The organism is Arsenophonus endosymbiont of Crataerina pallida (assembly GCF_964020125.1).
In the GTDB taxonomy this organism is placed as follows: domain Bacteria; phylum Pseudomonadota; class Gammaproteobacteria; order Enterobacterales; family Enterobacteriaceae; genus Arsenophonus; species Arsenophonus nilaparvatae.
Window position 1 is genome coordinate 1,584,135 of the sequence record NZ_OZ026540.1, and the last position, 21,027, is coordinate 1,605,161.

The window sequence follows — 21,027 nt, forward strand, 5'->3', positions numbered from 1 at the left end:
ACGGGCTTAAAACCCTAGGAGGAATCGGGCTGCATGCACCTTGCCAAATCTAATCGTAACTATTTTAAACCGTTTTCAAGATACAAGGAGTAAAAATGACACCGGAAACAGTGATGGGGCTTGGTATTGATGGGATGAAAGTTGCTATTGCATTAGCAGCACCACTGTTGCTGGCGGCGTTGATCAGCGGTTTAATTATTAGTTTATTGCAAGCAGCCACCCAAATTAATGAGATGACCCTGTCTTTCATTCCTAAAATTATTGCGGTTTTTATAACTGGGATAGTAGCCGGCCCATGGATGTTAGAACTATTTATTGAGTATACCCGTCAGTTAATCACTCAACTACCGCAATTTATTGGTTAATGATGATCACTTTTACCACCGATTTTTTTTATACTTATGTTAACCAACTATTTTGGCCATTTGTGCGAATATTAGCCCTATTTAGTATTGCACCTTTTTTTGCTGAAAGACAAATTCCTAAAAAAAGCAAAATTGCCCTCGCCTTGATGATCACGATTTTAATCTCAACGGCATTGCCTTTACCGCAAATTCCGCTCTTTTCTGCCATGGGTTGTTGGATATTAATACAACAAGTTTTAATCGGTTTATTAATGGGACTGACGATGCAAATTGCCTTTGCCATCGTTCGTTATGCAGGGGAAATATTAGGCATGCAAATGGGGCTCTCTTTTGCATTATTTGTTGATCCGTCAGCCGGCCCCAATATGCCAATTATAGCGCGTTTTATGAATCTATTATTACTACTCTTGTTTCTCTCTTTCGATATTCATCTTTGGCTATTGTCACTGTTGGCAGATAGTTTTCAAACCATTCCGTTGCTATCATCATCATTAAATAGCAACAGTTTTATATTAGTTGCCCAATCAGCCGGAATTATTTTTTATTATGGCTTATTATTGGCTTTACCTATTTTAACCTTATTATTAATTATTAATATCAGTTTGGCGATTTTAAATCGAATGACCCCCCAGCTTTCTATTTTTGTTGTCGGTTTCCCACTGACACTTTTAATTGGTATTTATCTATTACCGCTGTTAACAACCATAGTGACCAAATATGCCGAGAAAATATTTAATGATATTCTCGGTCAATTAACGCTGATATTGCTTACATTAGCTGGAAAATAATAGTTTTAAAATCGCTTTCTCCGATAACTTTAATTCTTTATTTAATACTAGATCGCTAAATCCGTTTAATTCTATGCCATAACCGGTATAAATTTAGCTTATTTTTAAATTAATAAAGCCACTTTGCCCGATAAGTAATAGAGTTTATTTAGGTATCGCTATCCACTCAGCAACAATATCCTGATAAACACCAGTCTTTTTATTTAGATGTAACCATTGATCTACATATAGTTTCCAACTCATATCGTCACGTGGCAGCATATAAGCTTTCTCAATGTATTGCAGAGGTCTTTTCGGATTAAGCGCGCACAATTTTGGATACTGCTTTTGTTGATAAAGCGCTTCTGATGCATCGGTAACCATAACATCAAATTTTTTATCAATAATTTGCTGGAATATTGCCACATTATCATGAGTCAGCTGTAACTGTGCTTTCGGTAAATAACGGTGCACAAAAGCTTCGTTAGTACCACCAAACGGAGCAATTAAACGTACTGTTGGTTTATTGAGTTGCTCAATAGTTTGGTATTTTGCTTTATCATCACACCGTACTAATGGGATTTTACCATCAACCGCGATTGGGGCAGATAACCAAGCCGTCTGTTGACGCTTTAAGGTGACAGAAATACCACCAACCGCAATATCACACTGTTTATTGCGAAAATCTTCCATTAAAGTTTTCCAGGTGTTTTTTTGCCATTTAACTGTTGCTCCCAGACTGGTGGCCAGATTTTCCATCAGTGCCACATCAATCCCTTCATATTTACCATCCTGCAGTAAATGAGTATAAGGCTTATAATCACACGTTGCGCAAACCGTTAATGTTTTCGTTTTCATCACTCGATCAAGATGAGACTGCGCCTGTGCTGCTGCGCTCAAGAAAACCAGGCTGACTACTGTCAATTTCTTCGTTATGCTTGTTCCTTCCTTTATCTCAGGAAATTGTTTATCGCAGAAAAATCCAGCTAAACAAAATTACCCTCAATTATGAAAATGAAAAATAGTAAAATTTGTTCAATATTACTATTTTTTCAACACTATGAAACTGTTATTTTTTGATATTACGTTATAATTTTTGACGTTATATTATATATAGTAACTTGATAGTTAATTCAATAGCTATCCATCGAATTCTATTATCCTGCAATAATATTGGCTCAATATTTAATATAAAAAATTAACTATTATTGAATAATAAAAATAATTTTTCAGCTATTAATTAAAATAAGTAAGATAGAAATAAAAATAGCGTAGATGAAAAAAAAATAAAAAACCAGGAGAAAAATATCTCCTGGTAAAATTTTTATTTAATTATCAGCTGATTTTTTGTTGTTTACTTTGTAATCTAAAAAAGTATTAACAAAATCACTCAACGCAAAATTTTAAATAGCGATAAATCTTTCATTTGACCATATATGCTATAAGAAGCCTGCATCACTTCTTCTAACTGCTTAAATTCCGTTATTTCTTCCAGCAAATTTGTATCCATTAATTGGCTTTGCCGCTCTTTTAATAATACTGAAGTCTCTTCATGACGGCTATTTAAATTTTCAACCTCTTTTAATTGTAAACCAAGCTGGCTAGTAATAGTAGAGAGGGCTTTGGTGGTATCTTGTAAACCTCTAGTAGCCGTACTTATCACAGCGGACATAGCAGTTTGATCCTGAGGAGCCGCTGATTGATAAGGTGTTTTTAAAGTAGTAATTACCGAATCTAATGATTGAAAAATATTTGACCCAGCTGTCGGCAACAAAACTTGTTCGGCAGTAAAGTACACCGTTACTTCACGATCAGCATCAATATGTTGCTTAACCACATCGGCGCCACCTTGATAACTAACCGTACCACTGTTATTCATCTCTAACGGTGCGGTATCGGTTTTATAACCAGCAAACATATAATTGCCTGAACCATCTTTACTATTGGCTAAAACAAACAATTGAGATTTTAAATCTTCAATTTTAGTGGCATAAGCCAGGTGTTCTTTATCATTCAGAATCGATTGATTAGAAACTGCCACCAAGGTTTCCTTGATGTTACGCGTCACATCCGCCATTTTGTCTACAACCTGCAATTGTGATTGCATCTGATGTTGAGCAATATTATTCACTCTTTGATATTGAGCTAAACGGACTTGTGTCTGCTTAATTTGTAGGCTTTCTGCCGCTGCTGCCGGATCATCCGCTGCTTGTAACAGCCGTTCTTTGGTTGTTATACGCTGATATTTTTCTGCTAAGTCTGACTGGGAGCGCATCATGCTACTCATCTTCTGATAATGCATCAATTGATTGCTTAAACGTGTTATCATCACTCTTTCCTTTTAAATTAATTACATTATCAACATCAGAAAATACGCATTAAAGTCTCAAACAAGTTATTTGCCACTTGAATAACTTTGGCGTTTGACATATAAAATTCTTGCATTTGGGCCATTTCCAAATATTCTTCATCCAGGTTGACACCCACAATTGACTGCTGCTTCTGGTAATAACTATCGGTTATCACTGATTGTCCTTTTACGTCTACTTTAGCCTGGTTTGCTTTAGTCGCTATATCACTAACAACCGAAGTATAAGCTTTGCTGTAAGTTGACGTGCCATCAATCAACTTTTTATCTTGTAGTGCTAATATTTTCTTAATATTGCTATTATCTGCTTGCCCTGCTCCCGCCTGGCCGGCAGCCGCAATACCTGTCGGATTGGTCATCACAACCGATAATCCATCAATAACACCCTCAACCGGCTTGATAATAAACTGGTCACCCGCTTGTGGTGCTGAAGTCGTAGCAACCTCAATTTCCATGCCAGCAAAGGTCAATTTTGTGCCGTTAGTACCAGATGCAGGTGTAACATTGACAGTTACCTACTGCTTTGTTGCCAGTTCAGTGACCTGCCAATTGTTACCATCAAAGGTCATGGCATAGTCAATGCCTTTAACCTGAGTGGTATCGGTAAATTGAGCAGAAAAATCACTGCTACCCTGATTTTGTTGATCGGCCACAATAGTCGGTTGGCCAGTCTTAAACAGTGCTTGACCAGCATTGCCCTGTAAATCAAAGCCGCCCTGCTGAACCTGATTGACACTTTCAGCCAACACCAAACCCAGATGATTAATTTTTTGTCGGTTAGGTTGCAGTACCTCATCACGCACGGCTAATGCACCGGCTAATTGACCGCCAGTGACAGAAGCATAATCAATTTCACGGCGGATGGTCATCCCATCATCATAACCTAGTGTGATATGGTTAGGATCAGCGGCTGATGGCTGCGCAAAGATCTTATTCGCTTTGCTACCATTGACCAGTGATAAACCATTAGTAAGGTTAATATTGATAGTCTCACCATGGGCAACAACATTAATGCCAACCACTGCTGACAGTTCGCGTGTCAGTTGATCACGCCTATCTAATATCTCATTCGGTACATCGCCCTGAAGGCCTTTGACTTTTGTGATCTCACCATTTAAATTGGCCACTTGTTGCGCCAACTGTGAAACTTTATCCGCTATCATGCCAATGTTGCCATTTAACTGCCGTTCCATGGCATTAAATTGTAGCTCAACCGATTTAAACCGATTAACTAAAGCTTGAGATTTGTTAACCACGACATTTCTCAACGGTTCAGAAGCAGCATCCGTTGACAGCATTTGCAAACTACTAAAGAATTCAGTCACCGATGAAGCTAAATCGGTATCAGAAGCCGACATTAATTTATCCAATTGCAATGCATAGTCAGCATAAACTTTTAACTCAGACTGCTTTGTTAATGACTTGTTATAATTGGTATTGATAAATTCATCGTATTCACGTTGAATACCAGCCACTTTTACTCCATTCACATTGTTTGTACTGCTGCCATCCGTTGCTAAGGTAATGGTTTGACGGTGATAACCCTCTACTTTAGCATTGGCTATGTTACTACTAATTGTTCCAACGCAGTTTGCGCTGTTTTTAAGCCGCTCATTGCGGTATTCATTAAACTGCCAGACATAGTCAGTCTCCTAACAAATTCTAATACTGCCAGCTAACCGACAGTGAGATAATGGTTTTACCCAATAAAATATCGGCTTTGAAAGACGAAACTTAAGTAGTGAGCATCAAAAAAGATCTCTTAAATCATGCTGATAGAGTTGCTTTGCTTGTTGAGTGGTAGTTTTCAACTGTTGAATAAGTTGGATCAGTTTTTGCACATAGCTCGGATCGGTAGCATAACCCGCTGCTTGTAACGCAATTGCCGCCTGTTCTGGGGTGTTGGCAGCCGCCACTTTAGCGTAACGTTGGTTTTGCGTCAGCAAATTAACATAATCGGTAACCGCCTCAAAATAAGAGGGATAGACCCGAAAATCATCGCGTATTTTGACTGCCTGGCCATCAATATATTCAGTAGTGACAATATTGGTCACCTTGCCACGCCAATTTTTACCGGCTTTAATAGCAAATAAATTATGGCTAGGGGTTCCTTCAACAGTCATAATTTGACGCTGTCCCCAGCCAGATTCTAAGGCCGCTTGGGCAATAATCAGTAAATGCGGAATACCACTATTTTCACTGGCTATTCTGGCTGGTATAAACAACTTAGCCAGGAAATCAGCACTGTTTTCTGATAGATATTTTAGGGCTCCCGCTGCTTCTTCAGGTAAAAAACGGCGAAATGTACTAACTATCTGTTCCGGTAGATGGTGGTTAAGTGGCGGCGCAGACTGAACATCTTGCGGTTCACTATGCTGACGAGTTAACTGTTCAACCATAATATCAGCAAAACCTAAGCTTTTGTGCGACAAATCTTGGGCTAATTGCTGATCATAAAGGGAGGTATAAAGATGACTTTGTTGGTTACTGAACAAACTTTCCTGTGGTAAAGCAGCCCGCATGCTTTTTAGCATCATCTGGACAAAAACACTTTCTAATTGCTCAGCGACCTGACGCAGCCCCTGTTGGGGCTGCTGGCTAACTTGATTCTTCAAGGCATTCAATGATCTGGCGTCGTAGGCTGCTCCTACCAGTGTAGCAAGATCTTGCATTAAATGATCTCCAACTTAGCGCGCAAACATCCCACACTTTCCATCGCCTGTAAAATTGACATGAGATCCATTGGCGTAGCACCTAACACATTTAACGCGCGGATCACTTCATTTAAATTGGCACTGGCATTCACTTTATGTAGCCCATCATTTTTTTCATTCAAGGTGATATCGGTGTTACGGGTCACTACCGTCTTACCACCGGCAAAAGGGGTGTCAGGCTGACTGACGTTAATTTATCTATCCACCGTAATCGAAAGCCCACCTTGAGAAATGGCACAATTATCTAACATCACACTACGATTCATCACCACCGAACCGGTACGCGCATTTAAAATAATTTTGGCATCAATTGGTACTGATTTAATAGATAAATTCTGAATTTGCGCTAAAAAACGCACTTGTTCACTTTGAATAGCCGGTAATCTGAGTTGAACTGTTCGGGCATCCAATGGCGTTGCAGTACCAAAACCTTTGATACGATTAACTGCATCAGAAATAGTCTGTGCCAGTGAAAAATTTTCTTCATTCAACTGTAAATTAAGGATGTTGGTTTTACCAAATTGGCTGGCCAATTCACGTTCGATTACCGCTCCTCCACTAATGCGGCCACCCGCTAATTGGTTCACCTTGACACTACTGCCACCGGCACTGGCGCCGGCGCCACCCACAATGATGTTACCTTGGGCAACGGCATACACCTGATTATCGGCGCCTTTTAACGGGGTCATCAAAAGAGTACCGCCACGCAAACTCTTGGCATTACCCAATGAAGAAACTACCACATCAATGGTTTGTCCAGCACGGACAAAAGGGGGTAATTTGGCGGTGATCATCACCGCCGCCACATTTTTCAACTGCATGTTGGTACCCGCTGGCACCGTGATCCCCAATTGAGACAGCATATTATTCATACTTTGGGTAGTAAACGGGGTTTGCATAGTTTGATCCCCCGTTCCATCCAGACCGACTACTAAACCGTAGCCGATCAACGCATTTTCCCGCACGCCTTCAATACTGGTTAGATCACGAATACGTTCTGCTGATACCATGCTCGAACATAACAATAACATTGGCAATGGTAACCAAAATAGTAACTTAGCTAATAATGAATCAACCATAAGCACCCTCTGTTTAGAATGGCGAAATATTTAACAATATCCGCTGTAACCAGCCCATATTTTGCGCTTCGTTAATATAACCATCACCGACATATTCAATACGGGCATCAGCAACCTGGGTTGAATTGACGCTATTGCTACCACTAATGGTTCTTGGATTGACCACGCCCGAGAAACGGATATATTCGGTGCCCTGATTAATAGCGAGCTGTTTTTCACCGACAACCTGCAAATTACCGTTAGCCAATAATTTAGTGACGGTCACGGTTATGGTTCCTTTGAAGGTATTATTGGCATTGGCGCCACCTTTGCCGCCAAACTCATTTTCGCCTTCCATATCAAACTGTAATTTATCAACGTCGACTAATTTATTTAACACCTTCGGTGTAGCGCCAGCAGAAAAACCACTTTTCCCTTTACGACTGGCATTAGCAGAAGAATTTTTACTGGCACTGACATTTTCTTGTAAGATGATGGTCAATGTATCACCAACATGGCGGGGACGCCGATCTTCAAATAGCGGTTGATAGGCATAATTAACCGGTTGACTAGCTTGATAAATCGAACCGGTTACTTTGGCACCTGGCATCGCTGCGGCTCAACCGTTGTTGGACCTGAAACCAATGGCTTTTTCGGTACGTAAGCACACCCTGACATTACCAATGCTGAGCCAATAATCGCCAACCACCATCGGCTATTTCCTGTCTGGCGAATCGCGGTAAAAATAAGCGGTAGCAAATTGGCCATGCTCTTTTTATTCATGTTAAAAACTCTTTATGATCAACCATCACAGTCTATTGCTAGGGTGATGGCGGGATGAATTAAAGTTGCATTAAGCGCTGTAACATTTGATCGGAAGTTGACACCGCTTTGCTATTAATTTCATAAGCACGCTGAGTCTGGATCATGGAGACTAACTCTTCCGCCACATTAACATTCGATGTTTCAACATAACCTTGGTAGAGTAGCCCTGCTCCATTAACCCCCGGCGCCGTTTCAACCGGCACACCTGAACTGTTAGTTTCCAAATAAAGATTTTCACCAATATTTTCCAAAACCGTCTCATTAATAAAGGTGGTTAAGGTTAATTGGCCAACTTGCTGCGGTTCAGAATTACCCGGCGTAACCACACTGACAATACCATCTTGGCTGATGGTGTATTTAAGTGCATTTTCCGGTATCACAATTGCCGGTACCACCGCAAAGCCACCGGCAGTGACTAACTGGTTATGTTGATCTCTTTGAAAAGAACCATCACGGGTGTATGCATCACTACCATCGGGTAATTGAATGTGGAAAAATCCCTGTCCTTTAATGGCAACATCTTTACTGTTATTAGTTTGTGATAAATTACCCTGGCTATGTAATCGCTCAGTAGCAACCGGTCGGACACCTGTTCCTATCTGTAATCCTGAGGGTAGTAAGGTTTGCTCTGAAGTCAGTGCACCCGGTTGACGTAAGGTTTGATACATTAGATCTTGAAATACCGCCCGTTGACGCTTAAAACCATTGGTGCTGACGTTAGCCAGGTTGTTAGAAATTACATCCATGTTAGTTTGTTGAGCATCCAGCCCAGTTTTTGCAATCCATAAAGAACGGATCATTATCTGTTTTCTCCCTTAATAACTTAACTAATGGCTAACAGTTGATTAGCACGCTGGGCATTATCATTAGCACTATGGATGACCTTCATTTGCATCTCAAAAGTGCGTGCATTGGCTATCATCGCCACCATGGCTTGTGCCGGATTAACATTACTCCCCTCTAGTACACCGGACAGTAATTTGACACTATTGTCGATCGCTAACGGCTGCGCATTAGGTTCAGCTAGATGAAATAAACCCTCTTCACCACGTACCAATTGTTGCTCGCTGGCTTTTACCCGCTTGATCCTACCAACCTTGCCAAGATCGGTCGGTGGATCGGTTGGAATATAACCAGTAATGGTGCCATCGGCCGCAATCGTCAGTTGTACCTGGGGCGGAACCCTGATTTCTCCTCCATCGCCCATCAATGGACGATGTTGGATCACTAATTCACCATCAGCGGAAATTTGAATATTGCCGTTGCGGGTGTATGCTTCGCGCCCATCCGCTAATTGCACCGCTAAATAACCACCCTCACTGATGGCTACATCCAACGAACGGCTGGTATAGTTCATCGCACCGGCTCGCTGATCAGTAGCCGGTGTTGATGCCATAGCTAGTGTGCGAGTTTGGTGCCCCACTGTGCTTTCAATCGGCACAAAGCGGGTGGCAGCTAACTGAGCTTTAAAACCATGGGTTGAGACATTAGCCAAATTATTGGTAATGACCGCTTGATGTTCTAATGCATGACGCGCACCATTTAGGGCGGTATAAATGACATGATTCATTTAATCACCCATCATTAACGTAAATTGACCAGAGTCTGTAGCATCTGATCCTGAGTCTTAATGGTTTGCGCATTAGACTGATAATTGCGTTGTGCCAGGATCATGGTTACCAGCTCCTGTCCCATATCGACATTAGAAGCTTCTAACGCATGAGAAGTTAATTTACCGAGAATACCCGTGCCAGCCGTACCAATCAGCGCTGTTCCTGAACTACTGGTTTCGGCCCATACGTTGTTGCCCTTCGCTATTAAGCCGGTAGGATTAACAAAATTGGCTAACACTACCTGGCCGACTAATTGCTGTTGGCTATTGGAATAAGAAGCGCTAATAGAACCATCTTCTTCAAAGTTGAAACTGGTAAATTCACCAGCCTGATAACCATTTTTTTCTATATGAGAAATATTCGATTCAGCTAGTCGCTGTTGGCGTGAACCGGCAAAATTAAAATTAATCACACTGGCAGCACTACCGTTATGAGCGGCTAAGTTATAATCAAAATTAGCGGCTAACGGACTTGCGGCAGTTTCCGGATTTAATTGGCCATGTTGATTAAAATTGAGACTTAGGCTTGCTGTCGTTGGCACTGTCTGACTAGGATCAACTATATAGATATCCCATTTAACATCAGTAGACGGAGCTGCATTAGGGCCACGCTTAACAAAATAGACATTCAGTGCGCGCTCATTACCTAAACTATCAAAGGCAGTCACACTGGAGCTATAACTATAGGTTTTATTATCCGTTGGACTAAATGTAGTAGTAGCAGGAATTACCGCTTTTCCTGAGTCTAAATTGGCCGTCATCGAAATATTGTCGGTTGCTTTAGCATTCATCATATCCGTCGGGATAATAATCGGGGCTGGTGATGCACCAGGTTGGATTGTCGGTATACCATTTATCGTTGCTACCGGATAGCCAGTGACGACCATTCCTTGGGGATTAACTAATTGGCCTTTAGCATTTTTATCAAACTGACCATTACGGGTATAAAAAATATCGCCATTAGTATCTTGCACGCGGAAAAAACCACCGCCAGAGATGGCTAAATCGGTCACCCGATTCGTTTTAGTAATCGAGCCATTACTAAAATTTTGCTGAATGGCGGTAAGTTTTACTCCTAAGCCAACACCTGAACCAGCATAAACATCGGCAAAAGAAGCTATCGCACTTTTAAAACCAAAAGTTGCTGAGTTGGCAATATTATTACCAATCACATCCAGATGACTGGATGCCACATTTAATCCACTAATTGCTTGTGAAAAGGCCATACGCCCTCCATGTTAATTTTTATTGTTCCAATTACAAAACCTGACGGATCTCTTCTAATGAAATACTGTTATCTAAACCAACATCGAGCAAAATACCTTGCGGGCCATTTGAAACGCCATTAACCAAAGCGTAATTAAGTGGCTTAACCGGTACTTGGCCCTGTTGAGAATAAGCGTTGACAGAAAAACGATACCTACCTGCAGGCTGTTTATTACCCGCGGTATCACTACCATCCCATTCATAACGGTAAACATCTGGCTTCATCCCTTGCGCCATCTCGACGGTTTTTAGCACATTGCCAGCTTTATCTATGATCTCAAGTACCACCTTATCTGCTGCTCCAATTAGCTCAAAACCAAATGGCGTAGCAGTCAACTCATTGCTAGCTGTGGCCTGAGCATTTTGCTTTTCAAATAAGCTGATTTTATTACCTTCGATCATCACCCCCTGACCAACCAGTTTAGCGGCGGTTAATTTTTGATTTTCATTAAGCTGGCCAGTTAAGTTACCCACCGTTTCATTGAGTTTTTCCACCCCTTGCACCGTACTGATTTGGGCTAATTGGGTAGTCAGTTCATTGTTTTGCATCGGGTTGGTCGGGTCTTGATTTTTCATCTGTGTCAGTAATAGCGTCAGAAAATTATTCTGAATATCATCACTGCCTTTTTTCTTGATATTTTGTGGTGAAGCCGCTGAACCCACTCTGGTATTGTCCAGCGATTCATTGATTGAACTTACAACGCCCATTTATCTTCCTTTACTATTGGCCTAGGGTTAATGTCTTTTGCATTAAGGATTTGGTGGTATTCATCACTTCAATATTGGCCTGGTAACTGCGAGAAGCAGAAATGGTATTGATCATCTCGGCAGTCACATCAACATTAGGTTTACGAATATAGCCGCGTTCATCGGCTAAAGGATGAGAAGGCTGATATTCCAAACCAAAAGGCGACGGATCATCTACTACCTGAGCCACGCTAACACCACCAATACCATCAGCTGACAAGCTAGAAACAGAAAAGACCACTTGTTTAGCACGATAAGGTTCACCATCAGGGCCCGTAACACTATCAGCGTTATCCATATTACTGGCGCTGACATTTAAACGTTGAGATTGGGCAGATAAAGCAGAGCTGCTGATCTCAAAAATCGAAAAAAGTGACATCATCTATTCCTTCTATTTATTGCATAACCGCCATCATGCTTTTTATTTGCCCATTTAATATCGACAGATCGGTTTGATATTTAACGCTGTTATCCGCAAAATGACTGTGCTCTATGTCCATATCAACGGTATTACCATCCATAGCGGCTTGTTGGGGAACACGATAAAGCAGATCGACCGTCAGTGAATTCACTGGCTGTACCGCAATGTGTTTGGCGGAGGTTACCGCCAGCGATAACTGTTTACCGCTGACTGAATTTGCCATCAGTTTTTTTTCTAATTGGGCACTAAAATCGATATCACGTGCCTGGTAGCCCGGTGTATCAGCATGGGCAATATTGGCTAATAAAATAGACTGGCGCTGGTGCCTTAATGACAGTGCCTGTTGCTGAAAACTCAGCGTTGCATCGAGTTTATCGAGCATAACTTTCCTCTGTTAACGATAGAGATCCAATTTTGACAATATTTTAGGGCAATAGCTTATAGGCAGAATAAAAAGTCAAAGGCGGGAAAAAACGATTATTAATAGTTTATTTATCACATTATCAGCGAAATAATGCTCTACACTGCTGGCTATACAGATAATGGTTGGTTAAATAGTGGCTATTAAATAAAAATGAAGAGAAAATTTGTGGTTAATCGAATATTTGTTTTACTACTACTCTTGCTACCCGTTAGCGTCAGCGCAGCTGTTAGTCTGCCAAAGACGTTACAGAACTATTTTAACCCGCAGTATCTAAAGAAAGATAAGGTGACAATTACTATTCTTACCCCTGCAGAGCAGTTGCCTAGCTGTCACAAATTACAAATTAAACCGGCGCCTTCCCAACAATACTGGGGGAAATTAACCCTACCTGTTAGTTGTGATGAAAAAAATATTATCTTCGCTTAGCCGTTAGTGTTGAAGGCACTTATTGGGTAGCTAATAAACCGATAAAACGTAATTCGGTTATTAATCAGCATAATGTGATGGCTAAACGCGGTATGTTAGAAAAATTACCACACGGCATTATCCGTGATATGCGTAGCTTAAAGGATAACTTTAGTTTACGTGATATTGCTGCCGGACAGCCCATTACGCAGAATATGTTACGCCCTGTCTGGGTTATTCAGGCCGGTAAAAATGTGATTGTTTATGCCCAAGGTCACCATTTTCAAGTGAAATATGCAGGCAAGGCGATTAATAATGCTGCCGAAAATGAGCCTGTGTGGATCAGAATGCCGGCCGGCCAAATTATCACTACGATTGCACAAAAAGAGGGTAATGCCAAAATTACGCTAAAAAATTAAAGTTTTTGGTCGCTAAGCCGTTATATGATCTATAAAACATGATAGTAAACCTTAATGATAGCTATCACACCTAAGCCGATTAAATAACAGGATGTAACTCATGAGCATTGAAAAAACCACCCCACTCAGTGGTATAGCAGCGCTTTCGCACCATGAAGAGCGACAACCACAACCTAAAAAAGTAAAACCATCAGTCACTAGCGACGAAAAAGACCCTATCTTTACCTTAAGTTTGAGTGGATCACCAGAAAAACTATTGCAAGCCAACGACAAAGATATTCGTCAGCCCTTAGTTGAACAGGTACGACAAAAAATTGAACGTGGCGAATTAACCGTCAATGCAGAAAAAATTGCTGATGCCCTGATCCAATTAAATACCAGCATACGTGATTAAATCGATGATCCAACAGACGCTACAGGAGATCCTCATTGAGCAACTTTCCCAATTGGAAACGCTCAATGAGCTACTCAATATTAAATATCAATTACTGATTGCAGGTAAAGTTAATTTACTGCGTTTAAATGAAGTGACCGAAAAAAAACAGTATTGGTTAACCGCACTACACCATAGTGATGAAAAACGCATTACTTGCAGTCAACAAGGCAATTGTTTGCCGCCCTATCAGCAAGATAAAACGCTGGCTCCTATTTGGCAAAAAATCGAACTGCAAATTAAACATCTTTATCAACATAATAGCCAAAATGGGCTGCTGCTTAAGCAGCATATGCAGATCAATCAAGAGCAATTAACCTTCCTTAAAAAACGTCATAGTCCAGCACTGTATGGTGAGCATGGCCAGACAGAAAATGTCGTCGCCAGCGGTTACCGAATCAAAATTTAATCCTCAGGCATTGACCAACAATGCCTTATTTGCGATTAAGCAATACGATATAACGCTGCTATAAACCGATTACCAATCACCAACAGCTTGTTGCTCAATATTACCCGCCAGCCCCGGCTCTAATCCACCGCCCGATTGTAGCGCCTGGATCAAAACTCGCTCAAGGCTAACATCCAGACCAATGGCTTGGATCTCTAGTTTATCACCAAACCAATGCTGCGTGATCGCCCTGGCTAACGCAATACGAACCAAACTGGTCAGTTCCGTTACCTCTTTTTGTTCTGCCGCATGCTCTGCTAAGGTTTCAATGATGGTGCGCATATCACGTATCGGCACCTGCTCACTTAATAAATTCTGTAATACTTTATGAAACAGCGTTAAATTGATCACATCAGGCATCAAATCCTGCGTCAGTTTTGGTAACTCTTTACTGATCCGTTCATAAAGCTGCTGCGCTTCTTGACGACCAAATAATTCACTAGCAAAGCGACTTAACAGATGATTAAAATGCGTCGCGATTACCGTACTAGCTGCAACCACCGTATAACCTTGCACTTGCGCCTGTTCACGTAATGCTTCATCGATCCAGATAGCCGGTAAACCAAAAGCAGGCTCTTGGGTCGCATCACCGATCAATTCCCCGATGGCACCACCTGGATTAATTGCCAACCAACGCCCTGGATAGGATTCCCCCCGACCAATTTCTACCCCTTTCATTAAAATACGATAGACTTCGGGCTTCAGCGCCATATTATCGCGAATATGTAACACCGGCGGTAAATAACCTATCTCTTTGGCAAATTTTTTGCGGATGCCGCCAATTCGATTAAGCAGCTCGCCATTTTGTCCCTGATCAACCAATGGGATCAAACGGTAACCAACCTCCATACCCAATGGATCTTCAGGCTGAACATCATCCCAACTAACCTCTACCGCCTGGTAACGCTGTTCAATCTTTTGTTGTTGCTCAACATCAATTACCGGTTTGGCCGAGCGTTTCATCAATTTCCAACCAATAAAACCTAATACCAAAGTAAAGAGCAAAAAAACAATATTTGGCATACCGGGGACAAGCCCAAGCAAACCTAATACTCCCGCCGTTAACATCAATACCCTTGGGTTATCAAACAGTTGGCCCAACATCTGCTCGCCGACGTCTTCATCAGTTGCGACCCGGGTAACAATCACACCAGCAGCGGTAGAAATAATTAATGCCGGGATCTGTGCCACCAGGCCGTCACCAATGGTTAACAGGGTGTAGATACTCGCTGATTCACCCAACGTTAAACCATGTTGAGCAACACCAACCACTAACCCGCCAATGATATTGATCGCCATAATCATCAGTCCGGCGATGGCATCACCACGCACAAATTTACTAGCACCATCCATTGAGCCATAAAAATCAGACTCTTGGGTAACTTCTTTCCGTCGTGCTTTCGCTTCCGCTTCATCAACCAAGCCGGCATTAAAAATATATTATTCTTGATATAAACAGGTTTTTATAAAATAAAGATATTCTTAATAGAGATTTTTTTATTTAAAATTTAGAATATATAATACAAATAATAAAAGAAATATTTTTAAAAATATAATATAAAAATAATAATTTTTTAGTAAATTATACCTGGTCTTATAGGCTTATAAAGCATATTTAGTTATAAATTATTTATTAAAACAATTATCAATTTAATCAGCTTTAAAAACCCTTTACCCATGGCAAAGATATTCAGTGCAGAAATAATAATTCACTAGGTTAGGAAGATGTTAATTTATATTTAGTCACTCTCTTTTGGTATCACATAAATACCTGCACCTGCCGTATTCTCATTAAAAAACCAAATACCAGTAGTATATTCAGGCAACTCAATTAAATACATTATTCCCTCATTAAAAGGCTCTATTAATCGAATAATACCTTCTCGCATCTGCTTGCCATCAGTCTTTACTAAAACGCTATCATTGATTTTCATCGGTTATGCCAAAAAATTGAATGTTGTACCAAAAAATTTTACTACAAAATAATAAAGAAGCCTGCCGCTTGCACGACAGGCTTCAAGAAATCCATTTATTTAACTAATCTTAAAGAGCAGTTACATTCGCTGCAGCTGGGCCTTTCGAACCATCTTCAATAGTAAATTCTACATTTTGCCCTTCAGCCAGGGTTTTGAATCCATTTCCTTGAATGGCAGAGAAGTGAACGAATACATCTTTGCTACCATCAGAAGGAGTGATGAAACCAAAGCCTTTAGATTCGTTAAACCACTTCACTTGACCCTTCATTTTGTCAGACATGTGCCTTTTCCTATATAACTAATAAACATTGCCGCTTTCGGCAGGTATATAAAAGCCTACATCACTATTTAATTCATGGAAGCACTCAGCAAGAAACGGTCGAAAGGCTATCAAGGATAACGCTACTCATAACACATTAACTTAAATGTCGTAAATAAAATAGATCTGTTTATTAGGCTTCCTCCCATTAACGCACGAGTAGTTAATAATATCAATAGTTTTATGCTTTTGTTTAAGAAAAAAATCGAATTTTTTCAAGAATATTCTTCGTTAACCCAATAAATTAATAAAAAAATCAAAATGATCTAAATAAATCCATAAATATAAATTTTTTTTCTGTTTGGGACGATTCCTAATCAATAGAAATTTTGTTTAAAATAAGAGAAAAAAAGATATGTCGATAACTCAAGCAATTTAATATACTAGTCTCAGGGTTTAGATTCATCTATAAATCTAATCAATTAAGGTAAATATCATGGATATGATAAAAGTAATCCTGAATGAAAATCTCTGCCAAATAAATAAACAGCAAAATCGTAATAATAGGCCTTATCTAAATTGGCAGTTTATTACTGCCCATCCATACCTATGTATAGGAATGGTCATGACTTACTTGCTAACAGCGATTCTAATCTATCATACCTCGTACTTTGGTTTGTACTGGACAATCGGTTTTACACTTTTTTTTCTTTTGCTCGCCGCTGCATTACTGTTTGATATCAAACCAACATACCGCTTTAAGGATATTGGGATACTGGATTTACGTGTATGTTACAATGGTGAATGGTTTGTTACTGAAAAAGTATCAGATGCTGCGATTAATAAAATACTTGCTGAGCCAACTATCAACAATGCAATCAAAACCGAGTTAAAACGTCTTATCAAGCAAAAAAACAAAATAACATTTTATGATATATATCTACTTGCATACCCGCCTAATTCAATAAAAAATCGCTCATAATTCATATAAAACTCATATAATATCAGATAAATAGTTTATTTTTGATGCAATGTGATTACAGTATAAACAAACAGTAAAAATATTATATTTTTAACGTTGACAGTGGTGCAGGACATCGTTAGTATGCAGCCAGCTTTTTTAGCTAGCTTAATTCCTCCATAGTTCAGTCGGTAGAACGGCGGACTGTTAATCCGTATGTCACTGGTTCGAGCCCAGTTGGAGGAGCCAAATACTTAAAGCCCGCAATCTTGCGGGCTTTTACTTTTTAGTTAACATACCATAATTATACGCCGCCAAAATTTACTTGTTTTTCATCCAATTCTTTTAGCTAATACAAAATACGCCACTCAATTTGGTCAATTTTTTAAACTTCTACAATATAAAACTCGGATTTTTAAATCTAAAATCTTGGTTCTTGATTACCTTATGACCAAACAGTGATTATTTTCATTTTTACACTTTACAACTAAGATAAGCCCCGCTATTATTCCGCTCGTTGTGAAGCGCACAGCCAATTCCTCCATAGTTCAGTTGGTAGAACGGCGGACTGTTAATCCATATGTCACTGGTTCGAGCCCAGTTGGAGGAGCCAGATTCTTAAGAAAACCTGCCTAGTTGGCAGGTTTTTTGCTTTCATAGGCAAATTAGATAGATTAAAAATCAACCGTTATGCTTACTATAACGCAACCTCTCGCTAGCCAACATATTGTTATATTCAAAACTCCGCACTGCTGATTAATATTACTCCTTTTGGTCTTTGACAAATTGACTTTCTATCGATAACATTCAGTGCTCATCTAATGTTATTCCTCCATAGTTCAGTCGGTAGAACGGCGGACTGTTAATCCGTATGTCACTGGTTCGAGTCCAGTTGGAGGAGCCAAACAATCTTAACTTATACTTTTGTTATTACTTTTATAACTTATTAGTTTGATACAGGTTAATCTGCTATTTAATATAGCTATTTTGCTTTTTTCACTTTATCATCTCTAGTTAACATACTCACAACTCATCTTTTTCATTATCTACTTTTAAGATGGAGTCAATTTAATGACCCAAATCACGACAACTATTAAAATTCGCCGCCCAGACGACTGGCATGTTCATTTTAGAGATGATGATATATTAAAACTTGTTATGCCTTATACTAGCCGATTTTTTGGTCGAGCTATTGTTATGCCAAACTTGGTACCGCCAATTACTGATATTGATCAAGCAAAATCTTATCGAGAAAGGATCCTTGATGCGATCCCTGCAGAACATTCATTTACACCATTAATGACCTGCTACCTAACCGATTCCACTGACGCCCAAATAGTAGAAGAAGGCTTCAATCAGGGGATATTTACTGCCTGTAAACTTTACCCAGCCAACGCAACGACTAACTCTAAATATGGGGTATCAAAGATAGCCAATATTTATCCCGTTTTTGCCAAAATGGAAAAAATAGGTATGCCACTATTAGTTCACGGTGAAGTCACAAACAGTGATATTGATATTTTTGATCGCGAAGCCTATTTTATTGATCAAACGATGGAGCCTATTAGAAAAGATTTCCCCAGCCTAAAAATTGTGTTTGAACACATTACCACTAAAGAAGCCGTTCAATATGTACTGGCTGGTAATGAAAAGCTGGCTGCGACCATCACACCACAACATTTAATGTTTAACAGAAATCATATGTTAGTTGGTGGCATCAAACCTCATTTATATTGTCTACCTGTTCTAAAGCGCGACATCCATCAAAAAGCATTACGTGAAGCAATAACAACAGGTTGTCAACGCTTTTTCCTTGGCACAGATACTGTGCACCCCATACACAAAATAGAAAAGAGTCTGCCTGTGGTTGTGCCGGTGTTTTTAATGCACCTACTGCCCTTGCAGCTTATGCTACCGTTTTTGATGAAATGAATGCGATGGAAAACTTTGAAGCGTTTTGTTCATTAAACGGCGCTAAATTTTATGGCTTACCTGTTAATGAAGGGTTTATTGAACTTAAACGTAAAAAAGTAATTATCCCTGACAAAATTTCCCAAGGTGAAAATCATTTAATTCCTTTTTTAGCAAATGAAGATGCTAATTGGGAAATCAATGTACTATAATTCTCTACTATAAAGTTACCATGGCAATGGTTGATTATTAATTTATCAACCACGGCCATCTTTTATCATATGATTTGTGCTTTAAAAACAGCTATTTCATTAAAAATAACGCTATTATCGAGGTTTATTTTACTAACAATATATTATTTATAATCAATATAAGATCATACATTAGTTAATCTGTTTAGCAAAAAAATTCTATAAAATAAACAATAAAACTAATAAAAATCCAGAAAGATAATGAATATACTTTCTGAAAAGTGTTATTAATAAAGCTAAATTATATAAATAAACTAAATCAATAAATAAACAATATTAAGCTAATATGGGTATTCAATTAAATACTTACTATGATATTTTAATTATATAACTAAGACATTTACAAAATTTTATCGTTATTTCTTATTTTACTTATAGCAAGAAATCAATAAGAAATTTATCGTTTATCTATTACTTAGACAAGGATGTTTTGTAATGAAAGTTTTAATCGTTGACGAATGTTATTATACAAGATTAGCATCAGTGAATATTTATCAAAAATCAATAAACTACAGTTTATTAGTCAAGATAATATTAACTCTGCCATTAATCATATTAATAATTTTTCTCCTGATGTTGTTTTAGCCAATTTAACACATTATTGTCATCATGCAGAGTATTGTAATCAACTACAAACATTTATTGAAAAATTACATAATGTACGTTTCTATATTTATCTTGATTCTCCTTATCCTTTCACGAATCGGCCCATCTTACTAAAAAATCAATGTTTTATTATGTCTAAAAAAATATTAAATCACGTATTAGAACGTTTAATAGAAACCAATAGCATATTAAAAAATATCACTTATTTATCCAATGACAATGCATCTATTTTTAGTTATCAAGAGCAAAAAATTATTAAAAATTGGATGAATGCAGTACCTAATCACGTTATTGCCAGAAAACTTGGAATTAGTAATAGCACTGTGTATTCCCATAAAAGACACATTACTGAAAAAATTTTTGTTAATAATCGAATTGAACTTTTTTTTGTTTATAATATTTTTAAATATATATATTCAAATGATTAAAATATTTTCTATTTACAAAAGGAATACAACTTAATCATATTATAAATAATATAATTAATTTTATTCTTAATTTATATCAATTTTCTTGCTTTGCATTTATTTAAAATGAGTACGACCAATCATTCTCGTGCTCACTATCTTTTATTTCATTTACATCTGATATCATTGATAAAATACTTCAATATATGATCTTTAATAAGTTATACCAACTGCTAAAAAGAAAGACCATATTAAATTGCAGCATATCACCCTCATCAACGGAAAAACGTATAGTAACCCCCTCTTGAAGCAAACCAATGTTAAGTAGTGAATGGCGGTTAAATATACAATTATAGTTTTAGCTTTGCTAAAAAGGTGTCACAA

At 38.8% G+C, this 21,027-nt stretch carries 23 protein-coding genes, 3 tRNA genes and 3 pseudogenes; 12 read left to right on the plus strand and 17 right to left on the minus strand.

Annotated features, from left to right (window positions below):
• Window positions 1-95: 95 nt before the first annotated feature.
• Window positions 96-365, plus strand: a complete 270-nt coding sequence (gene fliQ / locus AACL31_RS08495; protein ID WP_310512626.1) for a flagellar biosynthesis protein FliQ — start codon at window positions 96-98, stop codon at window positions 363-365.
• 2 nt (window positions 366-367) lie between these two features.
• Window positions 368-1,153 carry a flagellar biosynthetic protein FliR gene (fliR, locus tag AACL31_RS08500; RefSeq protein ID WP_310512630.1) on the plus strand — a complete coding sequence of 262 codons (786 nt, stop codon included), beginning with the start codon at window positions 368-370 and terminating at the stop codon, window positions 1,151-1,153.
• Window positions 1,154-1,297: 144 nt separating this feature from the next.
• Here fliR and AACL31_RS08505 read toward each other — a convergent pair whose 3' ends face one another.
• The 14 genes and pseudogenes from AACL31_RS08505 to flgB form a co-directional block, all read right to left on the minus strand.
• Window positions 1,298-1,990 carry a transporter substrate-binding domain-containing protein gene (locus AACL31_RS08505; RefSeq protein ID WP_310512629.1) on the minus strand — a complete coding sequence of 231 codons (693 nt, stop codon included), beginning with the start codon at window positions 1,988-1,990 and terminating at the stop codon, window positions 1,298-1,300.
• A gap of 532 nt (window positions 1,991-2,522) precedes the next feature.
• Window positions 2,523-3,461: a flagellar hook-associated protein FlgL gene (flgL, locus tag AACL31_RS08510; protein ID WP_310512625.1), complete on the minus strand. Its 939-nt coding sequence runs from the start codon at window positions 3,459-3,461 to the stop codon at window positions 2,523-2,525.
• A gap of 35 nt (window positions 3,462-3,496) precedes the next feature.
• A complete protein-coding gene (locus tag AACL31_RS08515; RefSeq protein ID WP_310512624.1) occupies window positions 3,497-3,970 on the minus strand; it encodes a flagellar basal body rod C-terminal domain-containing protein in 474 nt (157 codons plus the stop codon).
• Window positions 3,971-4,015: 45 nt separating this feature from the next.
• Complete coding sequence (gene flgK, locus AACL31_RS08520) at window positions 4,016-5,077, minus strand: flagellar hook-associated protein FlgK (RefSeq protein ID WP_339053998.1); 1,062 nt, start codon at window positions 5,075-5,077, stop codon at window positions 4,016-4,018.
• 171 nt (window positions 5,078-5,248) lie between these two features.
• The gene (gene flgJ / locus AACL31_RS08525) at window positions 5,249-6,172 is read right to left on the minus strand and encodes a flagellar assembly peptidoglycan hydrolase FlgJ (protein WP_310512623.1); all 924 of its coding nucleotides are present in this window, start codon (window positions 6,170-6,172) and stop codon (window positions 5,249-5,251) included.
• Window positions 6,172-7,245: pseudogene (locus AACL31_RS08530) on the minus strand (flagellar basal body P-ring protein FlgI). The gene flgJ and the pseudogene AACL31_RS08530 overlap by 1 nt, the downstream one beginning before the upstream one ends.
• Before the next feature lie 61 nt (window positions 7,246-7,306).
• Window positions 7,307-7,882 carry a flagellar basal body L-ring protein FlgH gene (locus AACL31_RS08535; RefSeq protein WP_409013942.1) on the minus strand — a complete coding sequence of 192 codons (576 nt, stop codon included), beginning with the start codon at window positions 7,880-7,882 and terminating at the stop codon, window positions 7,307-7,309.
• Window positions 7,864-8,055, minus strand: coding sequence for a hypothetical protein (locus AACL31_RS21000; protein WP_409013941.1), 192 nt, complete (start codon window positions 8,053-8,055; stop codon window positions 7,864-7,866). Before AACL31_RS21000 ends, AACL31_RS08535 begins: the two co-directional genes overlap by 19 nt.
• A gap of 59 nt (window positions 8,056-8,114) precedes the next feature.
• On the minus strand, window positions 8,115-8,897 hold the full coding sequence (gene flgG, locus AACL31_RS08540; protein ID WP_310512622.1) for a flagellar basal-body rod protein FlgG: 783 nt from the start codon (window positions 8,895-8,897) through the stop codon (window positions 8,115-8,117).
• 23 nt (window positions 8,898-8,920) lie between these two features.
• Complete coding sequence (locus AACL31_RS08545; RefSeq protein ID WP_310512621.1) at window positions 8,921-9,667, minus strand: flagellar basal body rod protein FlgF; 747 nt, start codon at window positions 9,665-9,667, stop codon at window positions 8,921-8,923.
• 14 nt (window positions 9,668-9,681) lie between these two features.
• Window positions 9,682-10,935 carry a flagellar hook protein FlgE gene (gene flgE, locus AACL31_RS08550; RefSeq protein ID WP_310512620.1) on the minus strand — a complete coding sequence of 418 codons (1,254 nt, stop codon included), beginning with the start codon at window positions 10,933-10,935 and terminating at the stop codon, window positions 9,682-9,684.
• A 31-nt stretch (window positions 10,936-10,966) separates the two neighbouring features.
• The gene (locus AACL31_RS08555) at window positions 10,967-11,683 is read right to left on the minus strand and encodes a flagellar hook assembly protein FlgD (RefSeq protein ID WP_310512619.1); all 717 of its coding nucleotides are present in this window, start codon (window positions 11,681-11,683) and stop codon (window positions 10,967-10,969) included.
• 13 nt (window positions 11,684-11,696) lie between these two features.
• Window positions 11,697-12,101, minus strand: a complete 405-nt coding sequence (gene flgC, locus AACL31_RS08560; protein ID WP_310512628.1) for a flagellar basal body rod protein FlgC — start codon at window positions 12,099-12,101, stop codon at window positions 11,697-11,699.
• 16 nt (window positions 12,102-12,117) lie between these two features.
• On the minus strand, window positions 12,118-12,525 hold the full coding sequence (gene flgB, locus AACL31_RS08565) for a flagellar basal body rod protein FlgB (protein ID WP_310512618.1): 408 nt from the start codon (window positions 12,523-12,525) through the stop codon (window positions 12,118-12,120).
• A 207-nt stretch (window positions 12,526-12,732) separates the two neighbouring features.
• Between flgB and AACL31_RS08570 the strand changes: the two genes are divergently transcribed.
• The 4 genes from AACL31_RS08570 to AACL31_RS08585 all read left to right on the plus strand — a co-directional run bounded on the left by AACL31_RS08570 (window position 12,733) and on the right by AACL31_RS08585 (window position 14,233).
• Window positions 12,733-12,993 carry a hypothetical protein gene (locus tag AACL31_RS08570; protein ID WP_339053929.1) on the plus strand — a complete coding sequence of 87 codons (261 nt, stop codon included), beginning with the start codon at window positions 12,733-12,735 and terminating at the stop codon, window positions 12,991-12,993.
• A 41-nt stretch (window positions 12,994-13,034) separates the two neighbouring features.
• A complete protein-coding gene (gene flgA / locus AACL31_RS08575) occupies window positions 13,035-13,391 on the plus strand; it encodes a flagellar basal body P-ring formation chaperone FlgA (protein WP_339053999.1) in 357 nt (118 codons plus the stop codon).
• A 100-nt stretch (window positions 13,392-13,491) separates the two neighbouring features.
• A complete protein-coding gene (gene flgM, locus AACL31_RS08580; protein ID WP_310512616.1) occupies window positions 13,492-13,785 on the plus strand; it encodes a flagellar biosynthesis anti-sigma factor FlgM in 294 nt (97 codons plus the stop codon).
• A gap of 4 nt (window positions 13,786-13,789) precedes the next feature.
• Window positions 13,790-14,233, plus strand: a complete 444-nt coding sequence (locus AACL31_RS08585) for a flagella synthesis protein FlgN (RefSeq protein WP_310512615.1) — start codon at window positions 13,790-13,792, stop codon at window positions 14,231-14,233.
• Window positions 14,234-14,317: 84 nt separating this feature from the next.
• Here the strand turns inward: AACL31_RS08585 and AACL31_RS08590 are convergent.
• The 3 genes and pseudogenes from AACL31_RS08590 to cspE form a co-directional block, all read right to left on the minus strand.
• Window positions 14,318-15,703 (minus strand): annotated as a pseudogene (locus AACL31_RS08590) (flagellar biosynthesis protein FlhA); the annotation flags it as partial.
• 308 nt (window positions 15,704-16,011) lie between these two features.
• Entirely contained in the window at window positions 16,012-16,206 is a 195-nt protein-coding gene (locus tag AACL31_RS08595) for a hypothetical protein (protein WP_310512614.1), read from the minus strand.
• Between the two features lie 109 nt (window positions 16,207-16,315).
• Complete coding sequence (cspE, locus tag AACL31_RS08600; protein WP_026823671.1) at window positions 16,316-16,528, minus strand: transcription antiterminator/RNA stability regulator CspE; 213 nt, start codon at window positions 16,526-16,528, stop codon at window positions 16,316-16,318.
• 475 nt (window positions 16,529-17,003) lie between these two features.
• Here cspE and AACL31_RS08605 point away from each other — a divergent pair, with 475 nt between their 5' ends.
• The 6 genes and pseudogenes from AACL31_RS08605 to AACL31_RS08630 all read left to right on the plus strand — a co-directional run bounded on the left by AACL31_RS08605 (window position 17,004) and on the right by AACL31_RS08630 (window position 20,664).
• Window positions 17,004-17,489 carry a YlaC family protein gene (locus AACL31_RS08605; protein ID WP_310512613.1) on the plus strand — a complete coding sequence of 162 codons (486 nt, stop codon included), beginning with the start codon at window positions 17,004-17,006 and terminating at the stop codon, window positions 17,487-17,489.
• 152 nt (window positions 17,490-17,641) lie between these two features.
• Window positions 17,642-17,717 (plus strand) — tRNA-Asn (locus AACL31_RS08610).
• 288 nt (window positions 17,718-18,005) lie between these two features.
• Window positions 18,006-18,081, plus strand: a tRNA-Asn gene (locus tag AACL31_RS08615).
• Window positions 18,082-18,296: 215 nt separating this feature from the next.
• A tRNA-Asn gene (locus AACL31_RS08620) sits at window positions 18,297-18,372 on the plus strand.
• A gap of 167 nt (window positions 18,373-18,539) precedes the next feature.
• Window positions 18,540-19,591, plus strand: a pseudogene (gene pyrC, locus AACL31_RS08625) (dihydroorotase).
• 497 nt (window positions 19,592-20,088) lie between these two features.
• Entirely contained in the window at window positions 20,089-20,664 is a 576-nt protein-coding gene (locus AACL31_RS08630; RefSeq protein ID WP_310513380.1) for a LuxR C-terminal-related transcriptional regulator, read from the plus strand.
• The last annotated feature ends 363 nt before the right edge of the window (window positions 20,665-21,027 follow it).

What these genes read in the sequence shown, in the direction of transcription:
- fliQ (WP_310512626.1), top strand. Translation starts at nt 96, where the DNA reads ATGACACCGGAAACAGTGATGGGGCTTGGTATTGATGGGATGAAAGTT.
- fliR (WP_310512630.1), top strand. Translation starts at nt 368, where the DNA reads ATGATCACTTTTACCACCGATTTTTTTTATACTTATGTTAACCAACTA.
- AACL31_RS08505 (WP_310512629.1), bottom strand. Translation starts at nt 1,990, where the DNA reads ATGAAAACGAAAACATTAACGGTTTGCGCAACGTGTGATTATAAGCCT.
- flgL (WP_310512625.1), bottom strand. Translation starts at nt 3,461, where the DNA reads ATGATAACACGTTTAAGCAATCAATTGATGCATTATCAGAAGATGAGT.
- flgJ (WP_310512623.1), bottom strand. Translation starts at nt 6,172, where the DNA reads ATGCAAGATCTTGCTACACTGGTAGGAGCAGCCTACGACGCCAGATCA.
- AACL31_RS08535 (WP_409013942.1), bottom strand. Translation starts at nt 7,882, where the DNA reads ATGCCAGGTGCCAAAGTAACCGGTTCGATTTATCAAGCTAGTCAACCG.
- AACL31_RS21000 (WP_409013941.1), bottom strand. Translation starts at nt 8,055, where the DNA reads ATGAATAAAAAGAGCATGGCCAATTTGCTACCGCTTATTTTTACCGCG.
- flgG (WP_310512622.1), bottom strand. Translation starts at nt 8,897, where the DNA reads ATGATCCGTTCTTTATGGATTGCAAAAACTGGGCTGGATGCTCAACAA.
- AACL31_RS08545 (WP_310512621.1), bottom strand. Translation starts at nt 9,667, where the DNA reads ATGAATCATGTCATTTATACCGCCCTAAATGGTGCGCGTCATGCATTA.
- flgE (WP_310512620.1), bottom strand. Translation starts at nt 10,935, where the DNA reads ATGGCCTTTTCACAAGCAATTAGTGGATTAAATGTGGCATCCAGTCAT.
- AACL31_RS08555 (WP_310512619.1), bottom strand. Translation starts at nt 11,683, where the DNA reads ATGGGCGTTGTAAGTTCAATCAATGAATCGCTGGACAATACCAGAGTG.
- flgC (WP_310512628.1), bottom strand. Translation starts at nt 12,101, where the DNA reads ATGTCACTTTTTTCGATTTTTGAGATCAGCAGCTCTGCTTTATCTGCC.
- flgB (WP_310512618.1), bottom strand. Translation starts at nt 12,525, where the DNA reads ATGCTCGATAAACTCGATGCAACGCTGAGTTTTCAGCAACAGGCACTG.
- flgM (WP_310512616.1), top strand. Translation starts at nt 13,492, where the DNA reads ATGAGCATTGAAAAAACCACCCCACTCAGTGGTATAGCAGCGCTTTCG.
- AACL31_RS08585 (WP_310512615.1), top strand. Translation starts at nt 13,790, where the DNA reads ATGATCCAACAGACGCTACAGGAGATCCTCATTGAGCAACTTTCCCAA.
- AACL31_RS08595 (WP_310512614.1), bottom strand. Translation starts at nt 16,206, where the DNA reads ATGAAAATCAATGATAGCGTTTTAGTAAAGACTGATGGCAAGCAGATG.
- cspE (WP_026823671.1), bottom strand. Translation starts at nt 16,528, where the DNA reads ATGTCTGACAAAATGAAGGGTCAAGTGAAGTGGTTTAACGAATCTAAA.
- AACL31_RS08605 (WP_310512613.1), top strand. Translation starts at nt 17,004, where the DNA reads ATGGATATGATAAAAGTAATCCTGAATGAAAATCTCTGCCAAATAAAT.
- AACL31_RS08630 (WP_310513380.1), top strand. Translation starts at nt 20,089, where the DNA reads ATGTTATTATACAAGATTAGCATCAGTGAATATTTATCAAAAATCAAT.